This window comes from Selenomonas ruminantium subsp. ruminantium ATCC 12561 (genome assembly GCF_000424065.1).
Taxonomy (GTDB): domain Bacteria; phylum Bacillota; class Negativicutes; order Selenomonadales; family Selenomonadaceae; genus Selenomonas_A; species Selenomonas_A ruminantium.
Genome location: NZ_AUJE01000001.1, coordinates 1 through 23,481 on the forward strand (window position 1 = coordinate 1; position 23,481 = coordinate 23,481).

Consider the following 23,481-nt stretch of genomic DNA (forward strand, 5'->3'; position numbering starts at 1 on the left):
ATCACAAATTGGAAAAACAGGGAATGACCCAAAGTATGTCCCGTGTAGCCCACTGCATTGACAACGGGCCTATGGAAGGATTCTGGGGCATCCTAAAGCGAGAGATGTACTACGGCAAACGATTTACCAGCAAACAGAATCTAATAGATTCGATTGAAAACTACATTCAGTATTACAACTACAAGCGTGTGCAACGTAATCTCGGAATCCTAACACCGATAGAGAAACACACCTTGTATTTAGCCGCATAAAAAGACCGGCAGACGAATCTACCGGCCTAAGAAATCTTATAATTTTTTATTGTCCTCTTGACGGGGAGCGGTTCATACAGCCCGTGTAATGGTTGTGATTCTTATTGAATCAGATTGTCAGCCTGACCGATGTCTGCTGACCAGTGGCGGCGTGGTGGTGGATAGTGGCGGCGTGGTGGTGGTGGTGGCGGCCGATGGTAGCGGCGGCGTTCCATTTCCCGGCGGCGGCGTTCTCTTTCCCACCGTTCACGTTCAATGCGGCGGCGTTCAGCCGGGGAGAGTTTCTCATCAATGGCAAAATCCTCAATGCCAATGGAGAAATCATAGGTTTGCATCTGCCCCGGAATCGTTACGGAGAAATCGGCGGCTTGTGGTGCTGTAGCTGCTTCTGTGGTTCCCGGCATAAAGCCGAAAGCGCTGCAAATCATGGCAGCTATAGCCAGTTTTTTCCATAGGTTCGGCATAATGTTCAACCCCTTCCTAGGTAATGAAGACATTGTGCTAAAACGGTTGATTTTTCATAAGACAAATCCTTATGGTACTATTATAATAAATAAAATAGAATAGTGCAATAATTTACATTGTTCCAATAATGTATACTTGAAATGTACATTGTTTTTCTGTGAAAAATCATAACTGCAGCAGGGAAAAGTGTTATCGGGGGAGAATTTACAGCAATACAGAGCAGGTGCGGAACTGAGGAAGGGGTATAACTATGAAATTCCGAGAAGTAGCGGCTGCTGGTTTGGCAGTCTTGCTTGTGTTGATTGCCTGGAATGGAGAGGCTTCCCGCCATCAATACGCTGAACGGCCGCTCAGCAGTCATTTGATGAAACCATGGCCGGTGGAAACACAGGATTCTGGTGGTGTGCTGCTCTTTTCCGACAGTCCGGAATATGTGAAGGAACATGGTATTTTGTATCGCGATGTGGTGCAGGGGGAGGCACGGATATTTTATTATCATGTCAATATGACTGCACAGCCTGGTAGATTGGCTGTGGTACTGGAGAATCTGGGGGCGAAAAGCACAACAGTAGTCATTACCCGGGGGGCGATGTCGATACCGAGTACGACGTATTTTGAAGTTGGCAAGGGGGTGGAAATTGGCTATATGCGCATGCCGCAGCCGGAGAAGAAGGTTTTTTTGGAAGCAGCAAGTGGTAAGCTTCTTCATCCGGGCATGGACGATTTGCTGGAGCCACGGAATCTGATGTCGGGTATGTATGATTTTAGAACCAGTGAGCGTGTGCAGGTGTCTGTTGTATTTTGCCCCGCTAATGCGGATCCGGTGAGTTTTGTCCGTAATGCCAAGGTACTGCCCAAGGATAAGGAAGCATTGCGGGGGACTTTTACGGGAATGAATCGCACGGTAAAAGCCAAGCGACCGTATGACCCGGAAAAAGATGGCATGGTGTATATCTCGATTGGGGATAATCGGTATGATGCCTATAAACAGGGGGTTGATGCTACCGATGGCAGCACGGCGCTTAACTATGGCAATTACGGCATTCTTTATCGTTATGAACTGCCGCTGCGGGGAAAAAATCCGACCTGCATGATGCTTACTCCCTTGGGAGGGCCCTATAGCGGGGCTGTGCGGGTAGAAACGGGCAGGAAGGAAGATCGTCTGGTACATACGCCTCGGGGGCAATTGTTCTTTGGCGAGGTTACGCCACCGGATTTAGAGGCAGATATTGGCCGCGATATACTGTTGACGGAGAATTTCGAACTGACGAATATTGGCAATTTCAATGCCTATAAGCGGTTTGCTCTGGAGTATTCACCACCGGGCGCATCGAATATGCCTGTACTGCTTATTTTGGCACCGAGCAGGGCGCGGCGCAGTATGTTTGACCGGCAGCGGCGTGGCACCATTGTCCATCGAGAAAGGTCTTTACACCGTAATAGAAGTGGGCTATACTAATCTAAAGAGTCTGATATTTCAGTTTTTGTTTTGGCAGTTTGTTCGTGAGGAGGGATTTTATGTTTCGCAAGTTGTTTTCCGCACTGGTGCTGGGCTTGATTATGATCTTGTCCGTGAATGCCTGTCAGGCGGGTACTTTCCAGAAGCTGTACGAGATACGGCTTTCGTCGGCCAAGTTGGGTTCAGACCAAGCTTGGTCCAGGACGTTTAACACTATGGACGGGGATTTGAAGCTGCAATTTCGGCGTCTGGCCGGGGAGGGCGATGCCAAGCGCTTCCATCTTACGGTAAAGCTGGGGAAAAAATACGTGTTTAAGAAACATTTCCCGGAGGTTGAGGGCGGTTACTCCATTATGGTCATTAAGGATACGTCTACCAGTCGTATGTTCTATGCCGTGCAGTCCATTGATCAGGCCTATCTGTATGGTTATGAAGGAGAAACGGCCAAGTTTGAAACCTATATCGACAGCGATAACTACTTGAATAAATATAATGGTGATTCGATTATTGCGGTGACGAAGGGGGGCGACTTGATTCTGGCCTTTGAACCGCCTTATGCCTCCCGTGTAGCACCAAATCAGCGCTATAGCTTCTTCTGGGATAATAATACAATCTGGTTTGCTTATCGTGATTTGGGAACCGGCTATGGCCCCATCTATAACGAAAGCCAGTGATGAAGACTTGAGGCTGGGGGCAATAGTATGTTGAACAAGAAAGTCCTGTATGAATCTTTTGACGGTGGAAGATTCATACAGGGCTTTATCAATTTTGGGTAGGCTTTTTAGGCTTATTGTGCTAAAATGGAATCTAGTATGTAAGAAAGGCGGGAATCCTGATGAAAATAACGATTGGCAGCGATCATGGTGCTGTCCAGCTCAAAGAAGAAGTGAAAATGGTTCTGAAGGAATACGGCGACGTTGAGGTAAAAGACGTGGGCACCTTCGGTACGGATTCGGTTGATTATCCCGATATTGCCGAAAAGGTCTGCGGCGATGTGGTAAGCGGCAAGGCGGATCGCGGCATTGTGCTCTGCGGCACGGGCATTGGCATTTCCATTGCCGCCAACAAGATTAAAGGCATTCGCTGCGCACTTTGCAACGATGTGTTCTCGGCCAAGATGTGCCGTCAGCACAATGATGCCAATGTTCTGGCTATGGGCGGCCGCGTAATGGGCTTTGGCCCTGCCGGCGAAATCGTCCGGGCCTTTGTGGAAGGCAAGTTTGAAGGCGGCCGTCATGAACGCCGGGTAAATAAAATCATGGCATTGGAAAAATAAAAGCCAGGATTAAAGCAAGTAAGGTAGTGAAAGTTAGGTAAAGTTTTTTGGTCTGAGCTAATGGCTCAAAGGAGGTCTCTACATGAATCTAAAGGAAGTTCTGCAGCAGTCTGATCCGGAAATCGCCAAGTATGTCAATAGTGAGTTGAACCGCCAGCGGGAGAAACTGGAGCTTATCGCTTCGGAAAATATTGTCAGTCCTGCTGTGCTCGCTGCTCAGGGCAGTGTGCTCACGAACAAGTATGCCGAAGGTTATCCCGGCAAAAGATATTATGGCGGCTGTGAATTCGTGGATGAAGTAGAGACGCTGGCCATTGAACGGGCGAAAAAACTCTTTGGTGCAGAGTACGCCAATGTGCAGCCGCATTCCGGTGCCCAGGCCAACATGGCGGTGTTCTTTGCCCTGTTGCAGCCCGGTGACACGGTGATGGGCATGAACCTCAACGATGGCGGTCATCTGACTCATGGCTCGCCGGTCAATATGTCCGGCAAGTACTTCAAGATTGTGCCCTATGGCGTGGACAAGGAAACGGAAACCATCGACTATGATGCGTTGGAGGCCCAGGCAAAGGAATGCAAGCCGAAGCTCATTGTGGCAGGAGCGTCTGCCTATGCACGTACGCTTGATTTCCCGCGACTGGCAGAAATCGCCCATGGTGTTGGCGCATACCTGATGGTGGATATCGCCCATATTGCCGGCCTTGTGGCGGCAGGTGAGCACCCAAGCCCGATTCCCTATGCCGATGTGGTCACGACAACGACCCACAAGACCCTGCGCGGCCCGCGTGGCGGCATGATTCTCTGTAAAGATGCAGAGTTTGGCAAGCAGTTCAATAAGGCGGTATTCCCCGGCATTCAGGGCGGGCCTTTGATGCACGTTATCGCTGCTAAGGCGGTGGCTTTGGGCGAAGCGTTGAAACCTGAGTTCAAGGAATATGCCAAACAGGTGGTTAAAAATGCGGCAGTTCTGGCCAAGACTTTGCAGGAGGAAGGCTTCCGCATCGTGTCCGGTGGTACGGACAATCATCTGATGCTGGTTGACCTTACGAATAAGGGGATTACGGGTAAGACAGCACAGACGGTGCTCGATGAAGTGAACATCACCGCCAACCGCAATACCATTCCGTTCGAACCATTGTCGCCCTTTGTGACCAGTGGCCTGCGCCTGGGGACACCTGCCCTCACTACCCGGGGCTTTAAGGAAGCCGACTTGCAGGAAGTCGGCAAAATCATCGCTCTTGTTCTGAGCGATGCAGAAAATGAGGAAAAGAAAGCCGAAGCACGGGAGCGTGTAGCTGCCCTGTGCAAGAAATATCCGCTCTATGCAGAGATGTAAAGGAGAATGAACATGTCTGACAAGCTTAATGTAAATGTAATTGACCATCCTCTGATTCAGCATAAACTCACCATGATGCGCCAGAAGGACACGGGCACGAAAGACTTCCGCGAACTCTTAGAAGAAATCGCTATGCTCATGACCTACGAGATTACCCGGGATTTTCCGCTCAAAGACATCGAAATCGAAACCCCGGTGGCTAAATGTACCGCAAAGGTGCTGGCTGGCAAGAAAGTGGGCGTTGTACCCATTCTGCGTGCTGGACTGGGCATGCTGAACGGCGTGGTCAATATGATTCCTGCTGCCCGTGTGGGTCATGTAGGCATGTACCGTGACCCCAAGACTCTGAAGCCGGTGGAATACTACTGCAAGCTGCCCGGTGATGTGGAAGAACGCACCCTGATTGTGGTTGACCCCATGCTGGCAACGGGCGGCAGTGCCTCCGCAGCCCTGTCCCTCCTGAAGGAAAAAGGTGCAACGAGTCTGACGCTGATGTGCCTCGTAGCTGCGCCTGAGGGCATTAAGGTTATCAATGAAGACCATCCCGATGTACCGGTTTATGTAGCTGCTATTGATGAAAAGCTCAATGAAAAAGGCTATATCGTACCAGGCCTCGGCGATGCTGGCGACCGTATTTTCGGTACGCTGTAATTATGATGAGGTGTTTTAGAAATTGAGTAATTTAGAAGTCGGTATTGTGGGCCTGCCCAACGTGGGCAAGAGCACCCTTTTTAATGCCATCACCAAGGCCGGAGCAGAAGCGGCCAACTTCCCCTTCTGCACCATCGAACCCAATGTGGGCGTAGTAGCTGTTCCCGATGAACGCTTGAACGTGCTGCATAAGATGTATGATTCCAAGAAGACTACGCCGGCATCTGTCCGTTTCGTGGACATTGCAGGCCTCGTTAAAGGCGCTGCCAATGGCGAAGGCCTGGGCAACAAGTTCCTCGAACATATCCGTCAGGTAGATGCTGTGGCCCATGTGGTGCGCTGCTTTGACGATGCCAACATCACCCATGTGGAAGGCGGCGTTGACCCGCTGCGCGATATCGACATCATTCAGACGGAATTGTGCCTTGCTGACCTCGAAGTCGTGGAAAAGCGCATCATGCGTTTGGCCAAGATTGCCAAATCCGGCAACAAGGAAGCCAAGGTGGAAGACGAAATCCTGCGCCGTGTCAAGGAAAGCCTCGATAACGGCAAACCGGCCCGTCAGGTGGAACTCACTGCAGATGAGCTCGAAATGATTAAGGACATCAACCTGCTGACCTTGAAGCCGACCCTCTATGTCACCAATGTGGCTGAAGACGAAGTGGCTACGGCTTATGAGGAAAATGCCTACGTGCAGAAGGTCAAGGAATTTGCCAAGGCCGAAAATGCTGAGGTGGTGGCTATCTCTGCCCGCGTAGAGGCAGAAATCGCTGAACTCGATGCCGAAGAAGCCAAGGCGTTCTTAGAGGATTTGGGCGAAACGGAAAGCGGCCTTGACCGTCTGATTAAAGCGGCCTTTGACCTCTTGGGCCTGCAGACCTTCCTGACCGCTGGCCCGGACGAATGCCGTGCCTGGACGATTACCAAGGGAACAACGGCACCGAAGGCTGCCGGCAAGATTCACACGGACTTCGAACGCGGCTTTATCCGCGCCGAAATCGTCAATTACGATGACCTCGTAGCCAATGGCAGTGTAGCTGCTGCCCGAGAAAAAGGTCAGGTTCGCGTCGAAGGCAAGGACTATGTGATGCAGGACGGCGATGTGGTAAACTTCCGTTTCAACGTATAATATCAGCATATAAAAAAGCTCCCTTAATGGGAGCTTTTCTCATAAAGTTTAGGGCGTCTGTCGCCAAAGACATTCATGGATTCTTTGATTTGTGCTTGTATGGCCAGCCGCAGATTGCCCTGCAGGATAGTTTCTTCCTCGTTGGCTTCGGCCAGGATTTCTCCCCAGGGGTCAATGATGGCGGAATGCCCTGCCAGTTTTTGGTCACTGCCGTCAGTGCCGGAAGCATTGCAGGCGACAATAAAAAGTTGATTTTCGATAGCTCTTGACCGAATAAGGGTCTGCCAGTGTATCAGCCGCTTCAGCGGCCAGGCTGCAGGGATAAAGAGTACGGAGATACCCGCAAGGGACAGCGCTCGTGCTGCTTCGGGGAAGCGTACATCATAACAGACCAGAATGCCGCATTTTATTCCGTCCAGCGTGAAGGTCACGAGCTTATCACCGGGAATAAAATCAGCAGACTCTCCGCTGGGAGAGAACAGATGCGTCTTATGATAAGTGGAAACAAGATGTCCCAAACGGTCAAAGATATAGCTGGTGTTAAATACCTTATCACCGATAGCATTAGCCACTGTGCCGCCCACCACATTGACCTGATACTTTTGGGCAATGGCCGCAAGCGCCTCGCGGGTTTGGCGGCCATCGGCATCAGCGTAAGAAAGTACAGGCCGTGGGTAAAAGCCCAACCGCCAAAGTTCTGGCAGGAGCAGTACATCAGGACGCTGCTCCATGGCCTGCGCTGCCATGCGGTAGAGATTGTCGATATTTTTTTCCGGCTCACCTAAAGCCACCTGCATCTGTAAAATCGCGGCTTTCACAAAAAACACCTCAACAGCAGAAAGGATAAATATTATGGAAAAGATAACCTACGCTTTAGGCGATATTGTCCGTCTGAAAAAGAAGCACCCCTGTGGCAGTTTCAATTGGGAAATCCTGCGCACAGGCATGGATTTCCGTTTGAAATGCCAGGGGTGTGGTCATCTTATCCTCATTCCCCGCACCAAATTTGAAAAGATGGTTAAGGGTAAAGTGGAAAATCAGCCGAAGAACTGATAGTAGAGATTGATTAAGAACAAAGCCACAGCAAGACCGATGGAACCCATACTGGCGGCGTTGACATAAGCTTTGACCTTATCGGAAAAGCCGGCGTGGCGGTAGAGATACGTAAGGGTAAGGGAAAGTGTCAGCAGGAAGTACATCGCCCTGTTGGTATTATCAAAATGCTCCCAGCCGATGAAAGTCAGGACAAAGGTCAGACCAATCATAATCAGCAGGAAATAATCCTTGCCTACTTTTGGCTGAGGTTCCTGCTTTACTGCTTTGGGATGCAGCTTGTTCTGCAATTTCTTATATTGTTTGGACATATTTATAGCTCCTATCTAATGAAATAATAAAAACCTGCTCTTAGTATACCATAGAGCAGGTTTTTTGGCTATTGTGGCGAAGTAAGAAAACATAGTGACGCAATTAAAACAGACGCAGGTGCAGGTGGAAACCGTACTCAGCGGCTATGAATGTCTGGCCAGGGCGGAAAAGGAGCATTTTGATTTAATCTTCCTCGACCATCGCATGCCGGGGCTGGATGGCATTGAAACCTTGCATCGTCTGCAGAAGCTGAACCAAGAGGAAAATGCCCTGAACGTGCATACTCCGGTGGTGGCACTTACGGCCAATGCGGTCAGCGGAGCGCGGGAGGAATACATTGCGGCAGGTTTTGACGATTACCTGACCAAGCCCATTGACAGTCGTAAGCTGGAGGATTTGCTGCGCAGTATGCTGCCCAAAGAGAAAGTGCGGGCGGCAGGTGTGTTAGCCGTACCCGCAGAGGAAAAACTGCCCGACTGGCTGGAATACGTCAGCGGTCTGGAACCGTATAAGGGCGTGGAGCATTGCGGCTCGGTGGCCGCCTATCTCGATGCCCTGCGCGTCTTTGCCGAATCCATTGAGAGCAACGCTGCTGAGATACAGCGTTACTTTGAAACGGAGGACTGCCGGAACTACACGACCAAAGTCCATGCGCTCAAAAGTACGGCCAGGGTTATCGGGGCCACGGAACTATCCGAAAAAGCCCGCCGGCTGGAAGATGCCGGCAACAATGGCTATGCGGAGGAAATCAAGGCAAATACCTTGCCGCTGCTGGAACTATACCGCAGCTTTGCCGTGAGTCTTTCACCGATAATTCCTGAGGATAATGCCGGGGAAAAATCGCCCATTAGTCCGGAGGAACTATCTGAAGCCTGGGAAGCTATGGGCGAGATTGCTGCAAGCTTTGACTATGACAGCCTGATGTATATGTTAGGGGAACTATCCGCTTATCAGCTGCCCGCTGCGGAGGCAGAAAAACTGGCCAAAATCCAAAGGGCCGCGGCAGTTCCTGATTGGGCAGCATTACAGAAGATTCTTAGCTAATTGGATTGTGAATAAATTGTACACATTGTAATATTTAGATAATTATGCTAAAATAAGCGAGGCAGTATATACTGCCTCGTATTTTTTATAGGGAGTGAATATTATGAGTAATTGGTTTACCAAGCTGCAAAGCATTGGCAAGGCCTTGATGCTGCCCATCGCCGTTTTACCGGCGGCGGCTTTGCTGCTGCGTCTCGGTGCGCCGGATGTGCTGAACATCCCGTTTATCACTAAGGCCGGTGGAGCGGTCTTTGATAATCTGGCACTGATTTTTTCCATTGGTATTGGCGTAGGATTGGCCAAGGATAACAATGGTGCGGCAGGTCTTGCGGGTGCTATCGGCTATCTGATTCTGACTTCGGCACTAAAGACGATTGATGAAACGCTCAATATGAGTGTTCTGGCCGGTATCGTCAGCGGCCTTGAGGCCGGTATTCTCTACAACCGCTATCATACGGTGAAACTGCCGGAATATCTGGGCTTTTTCGGCGGACGTCGTTTTGTGCTGATTATCACAGCGGCGGTATCTATTGTGTTAGCTGCTATCTTCGGTGTAGTTTGGGGGCCGTGTCAGGCGGTTATCCATGCCGTAGGCGAATGGATTATCGGTGCTGGCGCATTGGGAACCTTTGTCTATGGTGTGCTCAACCGCCTGTTGATTCCGGTGGGGCTGCACCATATCCTCAACAGCTTTATCTGGTTTGTGTTCGGTGAGTATACCAATCCTGTGACCGGGGCAGTGGCTACCGGTGACCTCAACCGCTTCTTTGCGGGCGATCCCACGGCGGGCATGTTTATGGCGGGCTTCTTCCCGATGATGATGTTTGGTATGCCGGCTGTGGCCTTGGCCATGTACCATGCGGCCAAGCCGGAGAACCGCGCTAAAATCGGCGGGATGCTGGCATCAGTGGCCTTTACGGCCTTCCTGACAGGCATTACGGAACCAATTGAGTTCATGTTCATGTTTCTGGCGCCGGCACTCTATGCGGTGCATGCTGTGCTCACTGGTCTTTCGCTGGCGGTAACGTATTCGCTAGGCGTGCTGGACGGCTTTGGCTTCTCGGCAGGCTTTATCGACTATGTGATTGACTGGGGCCTGGCGACCAAGCCGGAACTCATTATCGCCATCGGTATTGGCGTGTTTATCCTGTATTATGGTATTTTTAGCTGGGCTATCCGCCAGTTCGATATCCCGACCATTGGCCGTTATGATGAAGATCTGCCGGTCAGCAGCGGGGAAGTCACCATGAGTGAACTTTCCCAGCAGGTACTCGCGGCTCTGGGGGGCAAGGACAATCTGGAGGAAATCTCCAACTGTGCTACGCGTCTACGCTGCACGGTAAAGGACGTCAACAAGATGGATTTGGAGCGCGTCAAAAAGGTAAATGGCGTGCGCGGCGCTTTTGCTACGGGCAATGCGGTGCAGGTTGTCATCGGCACTAATGCTGAGCATGTGGCCAACGAAATTATCGCGCAATAATAAGTGCAAGAAAAAACCTTCCCGCGAAATAAGGGAAGGTTTTTCTTATACCGTAGCAATATCCAGACGGCCGAGAGCGGCCAGAATTTTTTCGTAGCTTTCGCGGCAAATGGGGCGTTTGCCTTGTTCAAATTCGATAATCAGGGAAGGGCGCATACCGCACATGAGGGCCAGGCGGCTGCAGGACAGGCCCTGGTCTAAGCGGGCACTGCGCACGAGGGAAATGGACTTAAATGATTTAACCATACACACACTCCTGGATAAAAATAAAATAACCGGACAATCGTAAGATTATCCGGTTACGAGGTACTGCTTATTCAGCAGCGGCAACAACTTCCTTGCCGTCATAGTAGCCGCATTCAGGGCATACATGATGAGGCATTTTCGGTTCGTGGCACTGGGGGCAGGAAACAAAACCCGGTGCTTCTAACTTCCAATTAGCACGGCGCTGGTCGCGGCGGGCCTTGGACATTTTTCTCTTTGGTACTGCCATTTGGTTTCACCTCCGGAACAATCCGACTTACTGTTTAGTGAAATCCATACATAGCTAGGGTTGATGCTGAATGGATTCATTTCACAATTGGTATGTGCATTGACACATGATAGTATTTTACCCTTTTTAGAACAGGATTGCAAGCTTTTTTTTCTTTTGCCTGGTTGAAATGCTAAGAGGAAGTTTTGTCTGTGGTAAAACTGGAACAGCGGCGTTATAATGAAGAAAATTGATATGAGGGAGGATTGTTGTGGGAGCACGATTAAAAGGCAATATAATGCTGCTCATGACGGCGATGATTTGGGGCGGCGGCTTTGTGGCGCAGAGTGCGGGCATGGATTATATCGGCCCGTTTACCTTTTGTGCGGCCCGTTATGTGCTGGCTATGCTTGCGCTGATTCCGGTGATTTTCCTGTTCAGCGTGCAGGCGCGGAAAAATCCGCAGGCCGGCTTGTGGGAAAAGTTTGCGCCTGACCGGCCAACGCTTTGGGGTGGCTTGTACTGCGGGCTGACCTTGGGTGTGGCCGATGCCTTGCAGCAGGTGGGCATCTGCTATACTACGGCAGGCAAGGCCGGCTTTATCACGGCGCTGTACATCATCATGGTGCCGCTGATGGAGCGGGTATTGGGCAAGCGGATTCCGAAAGTGCTGGCCTTTTGCGTGCTGCTGGCCATTGTGGGCTTTTATTTCCTCTGCGTCAATGAGGAATTGTCCGTGGGCTATGGCGATTTTCTGACGCTTTGCTGTGCGGTGTTCTTTTCGCTGCATATTCTCGTCATCGACCATTTTATGAAGAAAAAGGCAGATGGAATCAAATTGTCATGGGTGCAGTTTGCGGTGTCCTTTGTCTTTGCCAGTATGCTGACGGCGGTTTTTGAGACGGTAACCTGGGAAATGCTGTGGGCGGCACGCTATCCGCTGCTCTTTGCGGGGATAATTTCGAGCGGCATTGCCTATACCCTGCAGATTTTGGGGCAGAAGTATACCGACCCTACGATTGCGACTTTGTTGATGAGTCTGGAATCCGTCTTTGCGGTGTTGGCTGGCTGGGCTGTGCTGGGCGAAGTGATGAGCGGGCGCGAGATTTTTGGCTGTGGGCTGGTGTTTGTGGCGGTGCTGTTAGCACAGCTGCCGTTGCCGGTGTTGAAAAGGTAGATTGCACTAAATGATCGGAACGGCACTGGAGAGGGGCTTGATTTGCAGATTGCGCTAAATGTCTGGCATGGAAGACCGTGGTGTCTAGCAGCTTGCGCCGGTTACCACGGCGCGAGTTTTTCTTTGCTTCTAGTGGTGTTTGGTTTGCCAGCCAGCGGAGCAGTCGTTCCGTCCGCAAAACAAGCACCTCGGCCCAAGAAATTTTGCAGGAAATTTGCTTTGTGGAGCGAAGTCTTTCTATGTCTGGAGTTATCTGTGGAAAGGAAGATGAATATGGGCATTAAGAATATCGGTTTTATTGGTACGGGCATTATGGGCGCGGCTATGGCTGGGCATTTGCTGGAGGCGGGTTTTAACGTGAGTGTTTATAACCGTACCAAAGCCAAGGCGGAAGGCCTGCTCGCCAAAGGGGCACAGTGGTGTGAGAGCCCTGGTGCCTGTGCCAAGGGACAGGATGTGGTCATTACGATTGTGGGCTATCCTAAGGACGTGGAGGAAGTTTATCTCGGTGAAGATGGGATTTTGGCCAATGCCAAGGCTGGTGCCTATGTGGTGGATATGACGACTTCGTCGCCGATACTGGCGGAAAAAATCTTTGCCTGTGCGCAGGAAAAGGGGATTCATGCGGTAGATGCGCCCGTCACCGGTGGGGATACCGGGGCGAAAAATGCCACCCTGTCCATTTTAGTGGGCGGGGAGGAAAGTGCCTTTGCGGCCTTAAAACCGGTATTTTCGGCCATGGGAACAAATCTTGTCTATATGGGGACAGCCGGTGCCGGACAGAAGGCCAAAGCCTGCAATCAGATTGCCATTGCCGGAGCTTTGGCCGGGGCTTGTGAGGCCTATGCCTATGCCAAGGTTTCGGGCATTGACTTGGAGAAAACCTATCAGGCGATTTCAGCGGGGGCTGCAGGCAGCTTCCAAATGAGCAATGTCGTGCGCCGAGGGCTGGACGGTGACTTTGAACCGGGCTTTATGCTGAAGCATTTTGGCAAGGATTTGGCCATCGGCACGGAGACCTCGGCGGCCTACGGTACGGCACTGCCTGTTTTGGCACAGGTGCTCGGTGAGGTGCGGCAGATGGAACGGCTGGGTGAAGGTAATAAGGGCACGCAGGCGCTGTTGCAGTATTATGGGCTTAAGTAACTGCTTGAACTGGTGATGGGGATTGGTAATACATAGAGGAAAACGCAGCATGGAAGAAGGGAAAGTTGTGGTATGAAAAGACCGTCAGGCAAGTGCAGTGCTTGCTTGACGGTCTTTTGGCGTTTTAATCCCGCCGGATAAAATCGGCGATGGATTTCCGGACTGGTTTATCCGGTTGTGCAGAAGTTTGGCTTTGACCAATCGCTTCAGCCAGCCCAGGGATATGCTTTGCTGGTTCAGCGTGGTGCATGGGGGTGGCATTAGCGGCATTGATGGTGCTGAGGGTGGGCACGCCATGTACGGCAGTGGGGGGCGCAGTATTGGGCGTATTGGCAGCCATTGCCGTTGTGCCGGACATAGCCGACAGTGACGGCGTGATGGGGACATCACGGCTGGTGAGTTTTACTTCCAATGTATCGCCATTTTTCACTGGGTCAACGAAGTCTACAGGCTGACCGTTTACCAAAATCGTAAAGTTTACCCGGCTGGTGGCTGCAGGGGGTTGGAAATTTACGGCCAGCAGGGCATCGCTGACGGTCGTGGTTATGCGTTCGCTGGTATGGTAGGTTACTTCGCAGCCGTCATCGATAATGGTGCCGGGGCTGGCTGTGCGGCCGTTGACCATCAGTTCTACATTAGCAGAAGGAATGGCATATTCCTTGTTTTCATAGTAAATCAATACGTTCGTATCGGCGTTTTTGATATTCAGGATATCGCCCAGTTTCGGGTCTTCATCGGCAATGTATTCCACATGATCGCCTTCATGTATGGGCATGGAAATGCTGGCCGGGGCATCGTTAAGGAGAATTTCCGGTGTGCAGCTGTAGGTGGTTTCCTTGCCGTTCAGGGTATAGTGAATCTTGCGTCCTGTGGGAGGGTAGCCGGCGGCAAGCAGGGCCTCACCAAGGCTCTTGAATTCGCGGCTTTCAATGACATCGCCGTCTGCTAAAAGCTGATCGGCTTCGGCTTCTTTGCCGTTGACGGTGACGCGCTGGCGGATATGTTTTTCCCGGCCGTTGATGTAGATGGTGTATTCCTGACCGGCTGTTACCAAATCGCCCAGACGTACTGTAGGCGTAGTGCCGTTTTCACCGGGGATAACGGTAATCCTGGAACCGTCACGAATCACGGTATCGAGACTGGCTTCTTCGTCACCCAGCATGATTTTGGCAAAGGTGCCCAAAGTGCCGGGGAAGAATTTTTTCTCGGTGCCGATATTGACCATAAGGCCTAAGCCGGGGTGCCCGTTATACTTGCGCATATTGATGCCTGCATTCAGCAGGGCATCGGCAACGGTAAGTTCCCGGAAGTTAAAAAGACTGTATTCTTCTTCGTTGACGTAGACGGAAAGAAAGTGCAGGGTGTTTAACGAAGCGATTTTGAGGATACCCAATGGTGTTACCGCATCGGGATAGTGAAGTGCTTCGGGAATGTCTACGATTCCGTCCACCATATCGGGGGTGCGTACAGCTACGCGTGTTTCCGGCATACCCAGAGCATCAGCCACAAAATGGGCGAGTCCGGGTGTCTGAGAGCCGCCACCAACCAGCATGACGGCCTGCGGGGTGTCGCCGTTGAGCTCGAAAATCTGTTTGGCAATGGCATTGGCCAGGTTTTCGATATTGGGCATAACCGGGTCGAGGATATCGACCGCAGACAGATTGTATTCTGTACCCAAAATATCGGTGAAGGTTACATCTTGTCCGGCAGCAGCTTCTCGTTTTATGCGTTCAGCAATGTTGAAATCCAGCAGGAAACGCTGGCTGATGGCTTCGGTTACTTCGTCACCGGCCAGTGGTACCATGCCGTAAGCGATGACGGAGCCATTCTTGGTGATGGCTACGTCGGAGGTGCCGGCGCCGATATCGACCAGCACCAGATTGAGGTGGCGCATGGTGGGCGGAATCAGCACGTTGATAGCGGCAATCGGCTCCAGGGTCAGGGCACGCATTTCCAAATTGGTCGCATGGAGGGCACTCTGCATGGAGTCAATGACCTGCCGGGGCAGGAAGGTGGCAATGACGACGGCTTTGGCCTTTTTGCCCCGCTGGCCAATCAGCATCTTTAACTGGATATCGTCCAGTACATAGCGAATGGTGCTGTAACCTACGCAGTAATAGCGGCTGGGGTCATCTACCGTATGGCTTTCGGCCAGGGCTGCCTGAGCTGCCTGCACGCCGGCAAAGTCCAGATTGCGCTGCTGCTCGGCAGTGATGAGGCCGTTTACTTCCATTTCCGCCTCGGCAGTCATGGTGTAGAGGGCACGTCCGGCGGCAGCCACAGCGGCGGTTTTGATGGGGCCGGTCTTTTCAATCAGGGAATTTTTGACTTTTTCTACGATGGCGGCCACCTGCGGCACATCGTGAATCTGGCCGTCCAGCATGGCACGGGTCTTGTGTTCCATTCTGTCGGTAGCAATTACGTGCAGGTTTTCATCATCACCCTCCTCAGCAACGATGCCGATAACGCTGCGGGTGCCGATGTCCAAAGCAAAAATCCGTTCATGCTCCTTGACAGCCTTGGGCGGTGGTGTTTTAATGACATTGATGGCTTCGACTATCTCGGGACGCAATTCTTCTGCTGATTCTTCCACCGGCATTGCTTCCGGTGCGGGGCGGAAGGCAGTTGTTTTCGGAGCAGCGGCTTTTTCCGCTGACTTTATATCAGTGGTGTTTTTCTTGATAGTTGGCATAAAAAAACTCCTCACTTTGCATAAAATAAAAGGTTATTTGTATTATTTCGCGAAATATACATTATAATCCTGTTTTTACGAGGAAAATCTTATAATTAGCTGTTACAGAAATGAGTGTGATACTATGACAGGAAATCGTGAAGTTATTACCGGCAGTGATTTTAAGCGCATGGTGGCAGGTGCTTATAGTGAATTTTTGTTGGAATATGAAGAGATAAACCGCATGTCCGGTGCGGGGACAATGCCGGGCACCCATGTCCTGCGGACTATCGGTGCGGCAGTTATGACGCTAAAAGATACCAAAGATGACAGTATTGGCGGTCTTTCACGCCGCGTGGCCGCAGGTGCGATCTTTGGTGCCCGTGGCAGTGCCGGCGTGGTTCTGGCACAGATGTTCCGCGGTCTGGGCAAGGGGCTTTTGGGCAAGCACAATGCGACTTCCTCGGAGTTTGGCAAGGCCTTCCAGTATGGTATACTCTATGCGCAGCGTGTGATTCCGGAAAAGCCGGAGCGGCCGATTATCACGATGGCCAAGGAAGTGGCCAAAGGGGCTTATCATGCGGTGCGGGCCAATAAGCCGATTTCGGAAATCCTGGAAACGGCTATTGCTGCCGGCGAAAAAGCCCTGGTGAAAATTGGTGAGGAAGATGCCGGAGCGCGGATTATGTTTGCGTTCCTGCAGGGGTGCCTGAAAGGGCTTGATGGTAACTTTGTATCTCCTGCGGTGAGCCTGTCTTTGGGGCTGGAAGCTCAGCAGGTTGGGCTGCCTGACCCGCGTAATGATGTTGTCCGTCCGTATTGCGTACGTTTTTCTGTGAAAAATGTACAAGTGGATATGCAGGAACTGGAAGCCCATCTGCGGGAGTTTTCCACCTTTGCACTGGTGGAGCGGGCAGCAACGGGCGTAGATGTACATTTGCATACGGATCAGCCCGGCAAGGTCATCGAACAGGCTATTGGCTGGGGGCCAATCAAAGGGATTCATGTGACCAATATGAGTGAACCGCATAGTCTGTCGCCGCATGATGCCATTATGAAGGTTGCACTTCTGGCTGTGTCCGAAAATAAGGTACAGGCCAAGGAAATGCAGGATCAGGGGGTACAGATTCTGGTTACGGGCAGTGCTGTAGAAAGTCCTTCGGTGGCAGAGCTTATCAATGCTGCGCATAGCGATTTGGCCTTTGCTTATGTGCTGGTGGCTTGGAACCGGGATTTCTGGCAGGCCTTCCGGCAGGCCAAACGTTTGCTCGGGGAACGCGTTGAACTGGTGCTCTGTGAAAACAAGCAGCAGCAGGCTGCGGCTATCCGTGCGTTTGACCCGAATCTGACGGCAGTAGAGAATGCTATCGTTATGCGGGAAGCTGCAGAAGAAGCAAAATAAGCAATATCGTTCGAGGTAAAAGGCGCGAGCCACAGTATAATACTTTTTCTTCGCTGAGACAAGCTTGTCAAACGCTGCGAAAAAGCATCATACTGTGGCTCGCTTAGTGTGCGTTTATATGCGTGCTTGGCGATGGGTGAAGTTCGCTATATAAAGACGCCGGGGGTACTGGTAATATTTTCCTTCGCTGAGACAGGCTTGTCAAACGCTGCGGAAAACATCACCAGTACCCCCGGCTTAGTGCTTAGATTACAGCAGATATGCTAAGACGCCCGCGGGACTGGTAATATTTTTCCTTCGCCATAGACAGGCTTGTCAAAAGCTGCGGAAAAACATCACCAGTCCCACGGGCTTAGTTCGTCTTATGCGAGATTACGGGAGCAGGTAGCGTATGTAGACGTAGACGGTGGAGGTGATGATGGTCAGAATCATCAAGGGGAAGCCGATTTTGAGGTAGTTGATGAAGGTGATTTTTACCCCGCGTTCGGCGGCCATGCCGGCTACAATCAGGTTGGCGGAGGCGCCGACGAGGGTGCCGTTGCCGCCAAGGCAGGCGCCTAAGGCCAGGCTCCACCAGATGGGTTCGAGGTTGTCGATGCCCATGGCACCCATGTTCTGAATCAGAGGAATCATGGTGGCGACAAATGGAATGTTATCCAGCACCGCCGATACGAGAGCACTGAGCCAGAGTACCAAGAGAGAGGTGGCGGTTACATCACCGCCGGTGAGTTCTACGGCTTTGCCAGCCAGGCTGCCGATGATGCCGGTTTCGATAAGGCCGCCAACGGCGATAAAGAGACCGATGAAGAAGAAAATCGTGGCCCATTCCACGGCTTTCATGGAGCTTTCCACCAGATGATGGCTGCCGCCAGCCAAGAGCAGCAGCAGGAAGCCGCCGGCCAAAGCAATCATGGAGGATTCAATATGGGTGAGAGCATGGGTGAAGAAACCGAGAATTACGAGAGTTAATACGAACAGGGATTTTTTCAGCAGATTGTGGTCTTTTAAGGATTTTTTCTCGTTCATGGCCATGAGTTCTGCCTGCAGTTCCGGCGTGGTATGGAGGCCTTTTTTATAGATGACTTCCATAATCAGAATGACTAGTATCAGATTCAAAATGGCGATGGGGGCCAGATTGTCGATAAAGGCGACAAAGGTCAGTTCCTTCACCGCACTGCCAATCATGATGTTTGGTGGGTCACCAATCAGAGTGGCGGTGCCGCCGATATTCGACGCAATAATCTGCGTCAGCAGGAAGGGCATGACCTTCAGATGCAGTTTCTGCGTGATGCTGAAGGTTACAGGTACCATCAGAAGTACCGTGGTCACGTTGTCCAAAAATGCGGAGAACACGGCAGTAATGAGTGCCAGATAAATGAGTATCCGTTTGGGCTCAGCCTTTGCCACTTTGGCAGCTTTGATGGCCACATAGTCAAAGAGTCCGGTGTGACTTGTGACTCCGACCAGCACCATCATGCCGACCAGCAGTCCCAAGGTGTTGAAATCCACATGGTGCAGAGCGGTTTCCTGCGAGAGAATGCCCAACAGTACCATGGATACGGCACCGAGCATAGCGGCTACAGTGCGGTGGATTTTCTCCGACACGATGACCATGTACATGAAGATAAAGATAATTCCAGCGATAACGTCCATTGTAAGACCTCCTTCATAAATATACACAAAGCAAGATGAAAAATCTCTCGATTTTTCATCAGCCCTTACACGAAATCTAAGCGATTCTGCGTCTATTGGCGCCTGTGCCCTTTGGGTATGACTCGCAAAGATTTCATAGCAAAAAAGCACAGAAAAAGCCTTAAGCTGAACAGACTCCTCCTGTGCCTACGAATATCCCATAAGCGATTTGCTATTAATCTGATTCCATGATAGCATAAAAAAATAGGGATTGACAAGTCAATTTTTGGAAAATGTGTTGACTGTATGTTTACTGTGTATTGTAGAGGTGGAAGTTTATGCGAAAAAGAATACATATTTTGGCTATGGGGGGCACGATTGCAGGCAAAGCGGGCGATAGTGCGGCGACAACGGGCTATCAGGCAGGGGCTGTAGGCGTGGAGGAACTTATCGCGGCAGTGCCGCAGATAAAAGATGTGGCAGAAGTTACCGGTGAGTCAATTGCGGCCATTGACAGCAAGGACATCACGGCAGAAGAACAGCTGAGGTTGGCAGGCCGGGTGCGGGAACTGTTGCTCAAAGGCGAAGTCGATGGCATTGTCGTTACGCATGGTACCGACACAATGGAAGAAAGTGCCTATCTATTGGATTTACTGCATTTTGCCGATAAGCCGGTGGTGTTCACGGGCGCTATGCGTCCCGCTACGGCGCTGAGTGCGGATGGCCCATTGAATCTTTTGGACGCTGTGCGGGTGGCGGCAAGCGATAATGCTCGTGACCGGGGCGTACTCGTAGTGCTCAACAATGCGATTCACAGTGCCCGGCTCGTGACGAAAATTTCCACCACGGCGGTGGAAACCTTTCAATCCCCAAATGGCGGGGCAATCGGCGCTGTAAATGATGGTGCGGTGGTATTCTATCATAGTGCGGAACTGCACCATCTTCCGGGTGCGTTGAGTATCAGTGAAAAATTGACCAGTCAGCGGGAACTGCCCTATGTGCCGATTCTCTACGGTCATAGCGATGATGATGGACGCCTGATCAAATGGGCAGTCGAAAACGGGGCCAAAGGCATGGTTTATGCCGGCATGGGCAATGGAAGTATTCCTGCGCGCGTGGAAACTAAACTGGCTGTTGCCGTACAGCAGGGCATACCGGTCATTCGCGCCAGCAGCAGTGCTTGCGGTATGGTGACACAGGCGGAAGCGTCCTATGAGCAGGCCGGTTTTATCGCCAGCGGCTGGTTGAATCCCCGCAAGGCGCGGCTTTTATTGCAGGTTTCCATAAGCTGCAGCATTTCTCCTGCTGATTGGCAAAAATTTCTTGCGTAAGCAAACAGGAAAATCTTCCTTCATGGCGAATAGTACAAGCAAATAACGATAGTCTTGTAAAATCCCTTGCGTTTTCCCGTAAGGGATTTTTGCCACAAGGAGGATGGGGAATGATTCAATATAACTACAAGTTAAATTGGACAGCAGGAGATCAGGGATTTGAAAGCAAGCTGAACAAGATTTTACAGGCACTTTGCATGCGTCCGGCCAGCAAGCAGGCCAATGCGATTTTTATTCAGCTATCGTTCCATAATATGGGGATGGAAATGGCAGAAAAAATCCGGGAAAAGATTCGGGAATTTTTGCCGCGAGCAGTCGTGGCAGGCATGACGGAAATGCTGTTCAATCCGGAGGGAACGACCAGTTATGTGAGTATCAACTGTGCGTTTTTTCAGAAGGCCAAAGTGCGGCTGCTGGAATATGATGGTGTGCCGGAGGATTTTGGCAGACTGGGTTTGGAAATGGGGCAGAAAGTTGCGGCTATGCACGATGTGCGGGCGGCGATGATTCTTGGCGTCATGGCACCGAAACTGAGTAAGTTTATCGACAATTTTGTAGTGGGCAATGAAAATGTGGTGGTTTTTGGCGGCATAGCAGGTATGTATGAGGATGCTATTGAAGATGCTGCACTGAACAGTACATTGTTTTCTCTGGACCCCGGCAATAAAGAGGCCAATCAGTTTGTTTATGGCAGCAGACCGATGAGACGGGGGATTGTGGTTGTTGTGTTCAGCGGGGAAAGCCTGAGTGTCCGCGGAGATTATACTTTGGGTTGGAAGCCTTTGGGGAAGGAAATGACCATTACGGAAACGGTGGGCTACAGTGGGATCAGCAAGCTGGACGGTATGCCGGCTGTGGATATTTATCGGCATTACCTGAAGGTTAAACCCGATGATCATTTTTTGCAGAACATTGTTGAATTCCCCTTGGTCATTGACCGGAACGGCTGCCTGATTGCCCGTGTACCGCCGGGATTTGATGAGGAAGGGCGGATTTTCTTTACCGGTGATGTGCGGGTAGGAGAACGGGTACGCCTGTCTTATGCTGTGCAGGAGGATTTCCTGCATGAGACGGAATTGGCTAGTGAGAAAATGAGTCAGTTTGCTCCCGAGGCATTGTATCTCAATATCTGCGGTACGCGCAGTATATTCCTGCAGGACAAGGCTCAGCTGGAAAACATCTATTATCATCGCAGCGCCAGCCAGCTGAATGCTTGCAGCGGCACGGGTGAGATTTATTACTATCAGGGACAGGGCGGCATTTTAAACTGTGCTCTGGTGGCTGTGGGCTTCCGTGAGGGCAACAGCAAATCGGCGCTTACAATTTATGAGATGCCGACAGAGGCGGAAGATAATGCGCCGGTACTGCTGTCGGTAAGAATGGCAGCTTTTTTGGATGCTGTGACGCAGGAATTGGAGGAAACGAATCGGGAACTTCGGCAAATGGCTATGGAGGCTGAAAAAGCCAGTATTGATAAATACCGTTTCCTGTCCAGTGCGAGCCGGGATATTGCGGAACCATTGCAAAAAGTTATGGAGATGGAACGCCGCGTGCTGCAGGAAAGCAATGAGCCGCACATCAAGGCGTATGCGGCGGAAGGACGCAAGGCAGGCGAAGTCGTCCATGGCATCATTCAGCGTTTATTTGACTTTTTGGAAATGGAAGCGGGCAATTTCAAGCTCAATGAAGGGGAGTACCGTTTGGACCATCTGCTGGATTCCCTGCGGGAAGAACTGGCAGAAGGGGCTGTGGAAAAGGGCATATCCTTGAATCTGGAACTGGAGGGCAAAGTGCCCAGCGTGCTCTATGGTGATGAATTGCGTCTGCGCCAGATATTGTTGAACCTTTTAGGCAATGGGCTGAAATATACTTTGCAGGGCGCGGTGACATTGCAGATCAAAGCAGAAAAAATTGGGGCAGCAGAAACTATGCTGACAGTTCGTGTCAAGGATACAGGGATTGGCATGACCGAAGAACAGCAGGCTGAACTGCAAAATATTTTGGCGATGAATGTGGATAAAAAAGCCAGCACACTGGACGATACCGGTATCGGCATCAGCGTGAGTCAGCGTCTGCTCAACCTGATGGGCAGCAGTCTGGAAATTTCCAGTAAACTGGGTGTGGGTTCGGAGGTATCTTTCGTTCTGCACCAACGCGTGCTCAGCTGGATTCCCCTGCGTCGGGGAGAATCGGTTACGGCTAAAGTACAGCAGGAAGAAAAGGAAACCATTAGCTTAGAGGAACTGGCAGAAACCTGGGACGCTCTGCGGGAAATCGCCGATGCCTGTGAGCGGGAAAGTCTTGACTATATGTTGGAAAACCTTGAGGCCTATGTGCTGCCGGAGCGCGAAGCTGGTTTGCTGCTGGAACTGCGTACGGCGGCACAGGAAGAAAACTGGGGATTAATCCAAAAACTTTTACAATAAGATAATTTTTTTCTTTTTGACCTATTGACTTTTTGACTATTTGAGCTATAATAAAATTGTAATCAGGAAAGAGAAAAGAAAGACCGGATTACAGAAACGTTACAAATAGTCAAGAGAGGCACAGCAAGCTCCCTTGGCCGGTATAGATTTTAGAAAGGGGTTGCTGATTATGTTTGGTTTGGTTCCGTTTGGTACGCGTAAGGATTTGGCATCTGGCAATGCTCCGCAGAGCATTTGGGACGTTTTCAATGAGCCATTCTTCAATGATGATTTCTTCCCCACCATGTCAGGTTTTAATTCCAATGGCGGCATGCGGGTGGATGTCAAGGACAATGGCGACAGCTACGAGCTGACCGCCGACCTTCCCGGTATGAAGAAAGAAGATGTGAAGCTCAGTTATCAGAATGGTTATCTCACCATCGCTGCTCAGCAGCAGGCTGAGAACAACCAGCAGGATGACAAGGGCAATTACATTCGCCGTGAGCGCCGCATGGGCTCGGTAAGCCGTTCCTTCTACATCGATAATATCGATGAAAGCCGTATTGATGCGGAATTCAAAGATGGTGTACTCCATGTGAAGATGCCAAAGGCAGCAGAAGTTGAACATACGACAACGATTCATATTCGGTAAATGACACGGAAGGTTGTAAAAAATATGTTGCACATTTAGACATATTTTTTACAGCCTTTTTATTTTATGTAATTATAAATATAAATTATTATACTGACTATTTTACACTTGTTTCTAATTATTCCTTGCCTTTTAAT

General features: G+C 50.8%; 23 protein-coding genes. 16 read left to right on the plus strand and 7 right to left on the minus strand.

Features of this window, described 5'->3' with window-relative positions; all coding sequences use genetic code 11:
* The coding region (locus tag G598_RS0100005) for an IS3 family transposase (protein WP_157833229.1) at nucleotides 1-251 on the plus strand (251 nt) is incomplete at its 5' end.
* Nucleotides 252-352: 101 nt separating this feature from the next.
* Here G598_RS0100005 and G598_RS0100010 read toward each other — a convergent pair.
* Nucleotides 353-715 (minus strand): hypothetical protein, encoded by a 363-nt coding sequence (locus G598_RS0100010; protein ID WP_026765194.1) that lies wholly within the window; start codon nucleotides 713-715, stop codon nucleotides 353-355.
* 251 nt (nucleotides 716-966) lie between these two features.
* Between G598_RS0100010 and G598_RS16530 the strand changes: the two genes are divergently transcribed.
* The 6 genes from G598_RS16530 (at nucleotide 967) to ychF (ending at nucleotide 6,567) form a co-directional block, all read left to right on the plus strand.
* Complete coding sequence (locus G598_RS16530; protein ID WP_051179710.1) at nucleotides 967-2,175, plus strand: hypothetical protein; 1,209 nt, start codon at nucleotides 967-969, stop codon at nucleotides 2,173-2,175.
* A gap of 59 nt (nucleotides 2,176-2,234) precedes the next feature.
* Nucleotides 2,235-2,849: a hypothetical protein gene (locus tag G598_RS0100020; RefSeq protein WP_026765195.1), complete on the plus strand. Its 615-nt coding sequence runs from the start codon at nucleotides 2,235-2,237 to the stop codon at nucleotides 2,847-2,849.
* Nucleotides 2,850-3,010: 161 nt separating this feature from the next.
* A complete protein-coding gene (gene rpiB / locus G598_RS0100025) occupies nucleotides 3,011-3,451 on the plus strand; it encodes a ribose 5-phosphate isomerase B (protein ID WP_026765196.1) in 441 nt (146 codons plus the stop codon).
* An 82-nt stretch (nucleotides 3,452-3,533) separates the two neighbouring features.
* Nucleotides 3,534-4,787: a serine hydroxymethyltransferase gene (glyA, locus tag G598_RS0100030; protein ID WP_026765197.1), complete on the plus strand. Its 1,254-nt coding sequence runs from the start codon at nucleotides 3,534-3,536 to the stop codon at nucleotides 4,785-4,787.
* A gap of 12 nt (nucleotides 4,788-4,799) precedes the next feature.
* Nucleotides 4,800-5,438, plus strand: coding sequence for a uracil phosphoribosyltransferase (upp, locus tag G598_RS0100035; RefSeq protein WP_026765198.1), 639 nt, complete (start codon nucleotides 4,800-4,802; stop codon nucleotides 5,436-5,438).
* 22 nt (nucleotides 5,439-5,460) lie between these two features.
* Nucleotides 5,461-6,567: a redox-regulated ATPase YchF gene (ychF, locus tag G598_RS0100040; protein ID WP_026765199.1), complete on the plus strand. Its 1,107-nt coding sequence runs from the start codon at nucleotides 5,461-5,463 to the stop codon at nucleotides 6,565-6,567.
* A gap of 23 nt (nucleotides 6,568-6,590) precedes the next feature.
* Here ychF and G598_RS0100045 read toward each other — a convergent pair whose 3' ends face one another.
* Nucleotides 6,591-7,385: a carbon-nitrogen family hydrolase gene (locus G598_RS0100045; RefSeq protein WP_026765200.1), complete on the minus strand. Its 795-nt coding sequence runs from the start codon at nucleotides 7,383-7,385 to the stop codon at nucleotides 6,591-6,593.
* A 34-nt stretch (nucleotides 7,386-7,419) separates the two neighbouring features.
* Here G598_RS0100045 and G598_RS0100050 point away from each other — a divergent pair, with 34 nt between their 5' ends.
* On the plus strand, nucleotides 7,420-7,620 hold the full coding sequence (locus tag G598_RS0100050) for a DUF951 domain-containing protein (protein WP_026765201.1): 201 nt from the start codon (nucleotides 7,420-7,422) through the stop codon (nucleotides 7,618-7,620).
* Here the strand turns inward: G598_RS0100050 and G598_RS0100055 are convergent.
* A complete protein-coding gene (locus G598_RS0100055; protein ID WP_026765202.1) occupies nucleotides 7,605-7,931 on the minus strand; it encodes a hypothetical protein in 327 nt (108 codons plus the stop codon). The genes G598_RS0100050 and G598_RS0100055 overlap by 16 nt on opposite strands.
* A 94-nt stretch (nucleotides 7,932-8,025) precedes the next feature.
* Here G598_RS0100055 and G598_RS0100060 point away from each other — a divergent pair, with 94 nt between their 5' ends.
* Nucleotides 8,026-8,976 (plus strand): response regulator, encoded by a 951-nt coding sequence (locus tag G598_RS0100060; protein ID WP_026765203.1) that lies wholly within the window; start codon nucleotides 8,026-8,028, stop codon nucleotides 8,974-8,976.
* A gap of 103 nt (nucleotides 8,977-9,079) precedes the next feature.
* The gene (gene nagE / locus G598_RS0100065; protein ID WP_026765204.1) at nucleotides 9,080-10,456 is read left to right on the plus strand and encodes an N-acetylglucosamine-specific PTS transporter subunit IIBC; all 1,377 of its coding nucleotides are present in this window, start codon (nucleotides 9,080-9,082) and stop codon (nucleotides 10,454-10,456) included.
* A gap of 45 nt (nucleotides 10,457-10,501) precedes the next feature.
* Here the strand turns inward: nagE and G598_RS0100070 are convergent, their stop codons facing one another.
* Nucleotides 10,502-10,702, minus strand: a complete 201-nt coding sequence (locus G598_RS0100070; RefSeq protein ID WP_026765205.1) for a helix-turn-helix domain-containing protein — start codon at nucleotides 10,700-10,702, stop codon at nucleotides 10,502-10,504.
* A 67-nt stretch (nucleotides 10,703-10,769) separates the two neighbouring features.
* Complete coding sequence (gene rpmF, locus G598_RS0100075) at nucleotides 10,770-10,949, minus strand: 50S ribosomal protein L32 (RefSeq protein WP_026759825.1); 180 nt, start codon at nucleotides 10,947-10,949, stop codon at nucleotides 10,770-10,772.
* 250 nt (nucleotides 10,950-11,199) lie between these two features.
* On the opposite strand from rpmF, the gene G598_RS0100080 reads away from it, so the two are divergent.
* Nucleotides 11,200-12,105, plus strand: coding sequence for a DMT family transporter (locus G598_RS0100080; RefSeq protein ID WP_211221432.1), 906 nt, complete (start codon nucleotides 11,200-11,202; stop codon nucleotides 12,103-12,105).
* 279 nt (nucleotides 12,106-12,384) lie between these two features.
* Nucleotides 12,385-13,251, plus strand: coding sequence for an NAD(P)-dependent oxidoreductase (locus G598_RS0100085; RefSeq protein ID WP_026765207.1), 867 nt, complete (start codon nucleotides 12,385-12,387; stop codon nucleotides 13,249-13,251).
* Between the two features lie 124 nt (nucleotides 13,252-13,375).
* Here the strand turns inward: G598_RS0100085 and G598_RS0100090 are convergent, their stop codons facing one another.
* Nucleotides 13,376-15,943 carry a cell division protein FtsA gene (locus G598_RS0100090; RefSeq protein WP_026765208.1) on the minus strand — a complete coding sequence of 856 codons (2,568 nt, stop codon included), beginning with the start codon at nucleotides 15,941-15,943 and terminating at the stop codon, nucleotides 13,376-13,378.
* Between the two features lie 124 nt (nucleotides 15,944-16,067).
* On the opposite strand from G598_RS0100090, the gene G598_RS0100095 reads away from it, so the two are divergent.
* Nucleotides 16,068-17,324: a DAK2 domain-containing protein gene (locus tag G598_RS0100095; RefSeq protein WP_026765209.1), complete on the plus strand. Its 1,257-nt coding sequence runs from the start codon at nucleotides 16,068-16,070 to the stop codon at nucleotides 17,322-17,324.
* A 372-nt stretch (nucleotides 17,325-17,696) separates the two neighbouring features.
* Here G598_RS0100095 and G598_RS0100100 read toward each other — a convergent pair whose 3' ends face one another.
* Nucleotides 17,697-18,977: an ArsB/NhaD family transporter gene (locus G598_RS0100100; protein WP_026765210.1), complete on the minus strand. Its 1,281-nt coding sequence runs from the start codon at nucleotides 18,975-18,977 to the stop codon at nucleotides 17,697-17,699.
* Between the two features lie 317 nt (nucleotides 18,978-19,294).
* On the opposite strand from G598_RS0100100, the gene G598_RS16535 reads away from it, so the two are divergent.
* The 3 genes from G598_RS16535 (at nucleotide 19,295) to G598_RS0100115 (ending at nucleotide 23,344) form a co-directional block, all read left to right on the plus strand.
* Nucleotides 19,295-20,287 carry an asparaginase gene (locus G598_RS16535; protein WP_037362693.1) on the plus strand — a complete coding sequence of 331 codons (993 nt, stop codon included), beginning with the start codon at nucleotides 19,295-19,297 and terminating at the stop codon, nucleotides 20,285-20,287.
* Nucleotides 20,288-20,397: 110 nt separating this feature from the next.
* Nucleotides 20,398-22,713, plus strand: a complete 2,316-nt coding sequence (locus tag G598_RS0100110) for an ATP-binding protein (RefSeq protein WP_026765211.1) — start codon at nucleotides 20,398-20,400, stop codon at nucleotides 22,711-22,713.
* 169 nt (nucleotides 22,714-22,882) lie between these two features.
* Nucleotides 22,883-23,344, plus strand: a complete 462-nt coding sequence (locus G598_RS0100115) for an Hsp20/alpha crystallin family protein (RefSeq protein WP_026765212.1) — start codon at nucleotides 22,883-22,885, stop codon at nucleotides 23,342-23,344.
* Nucleotides 23,345-23,481 lie beyond the last annotated feature (137 nt).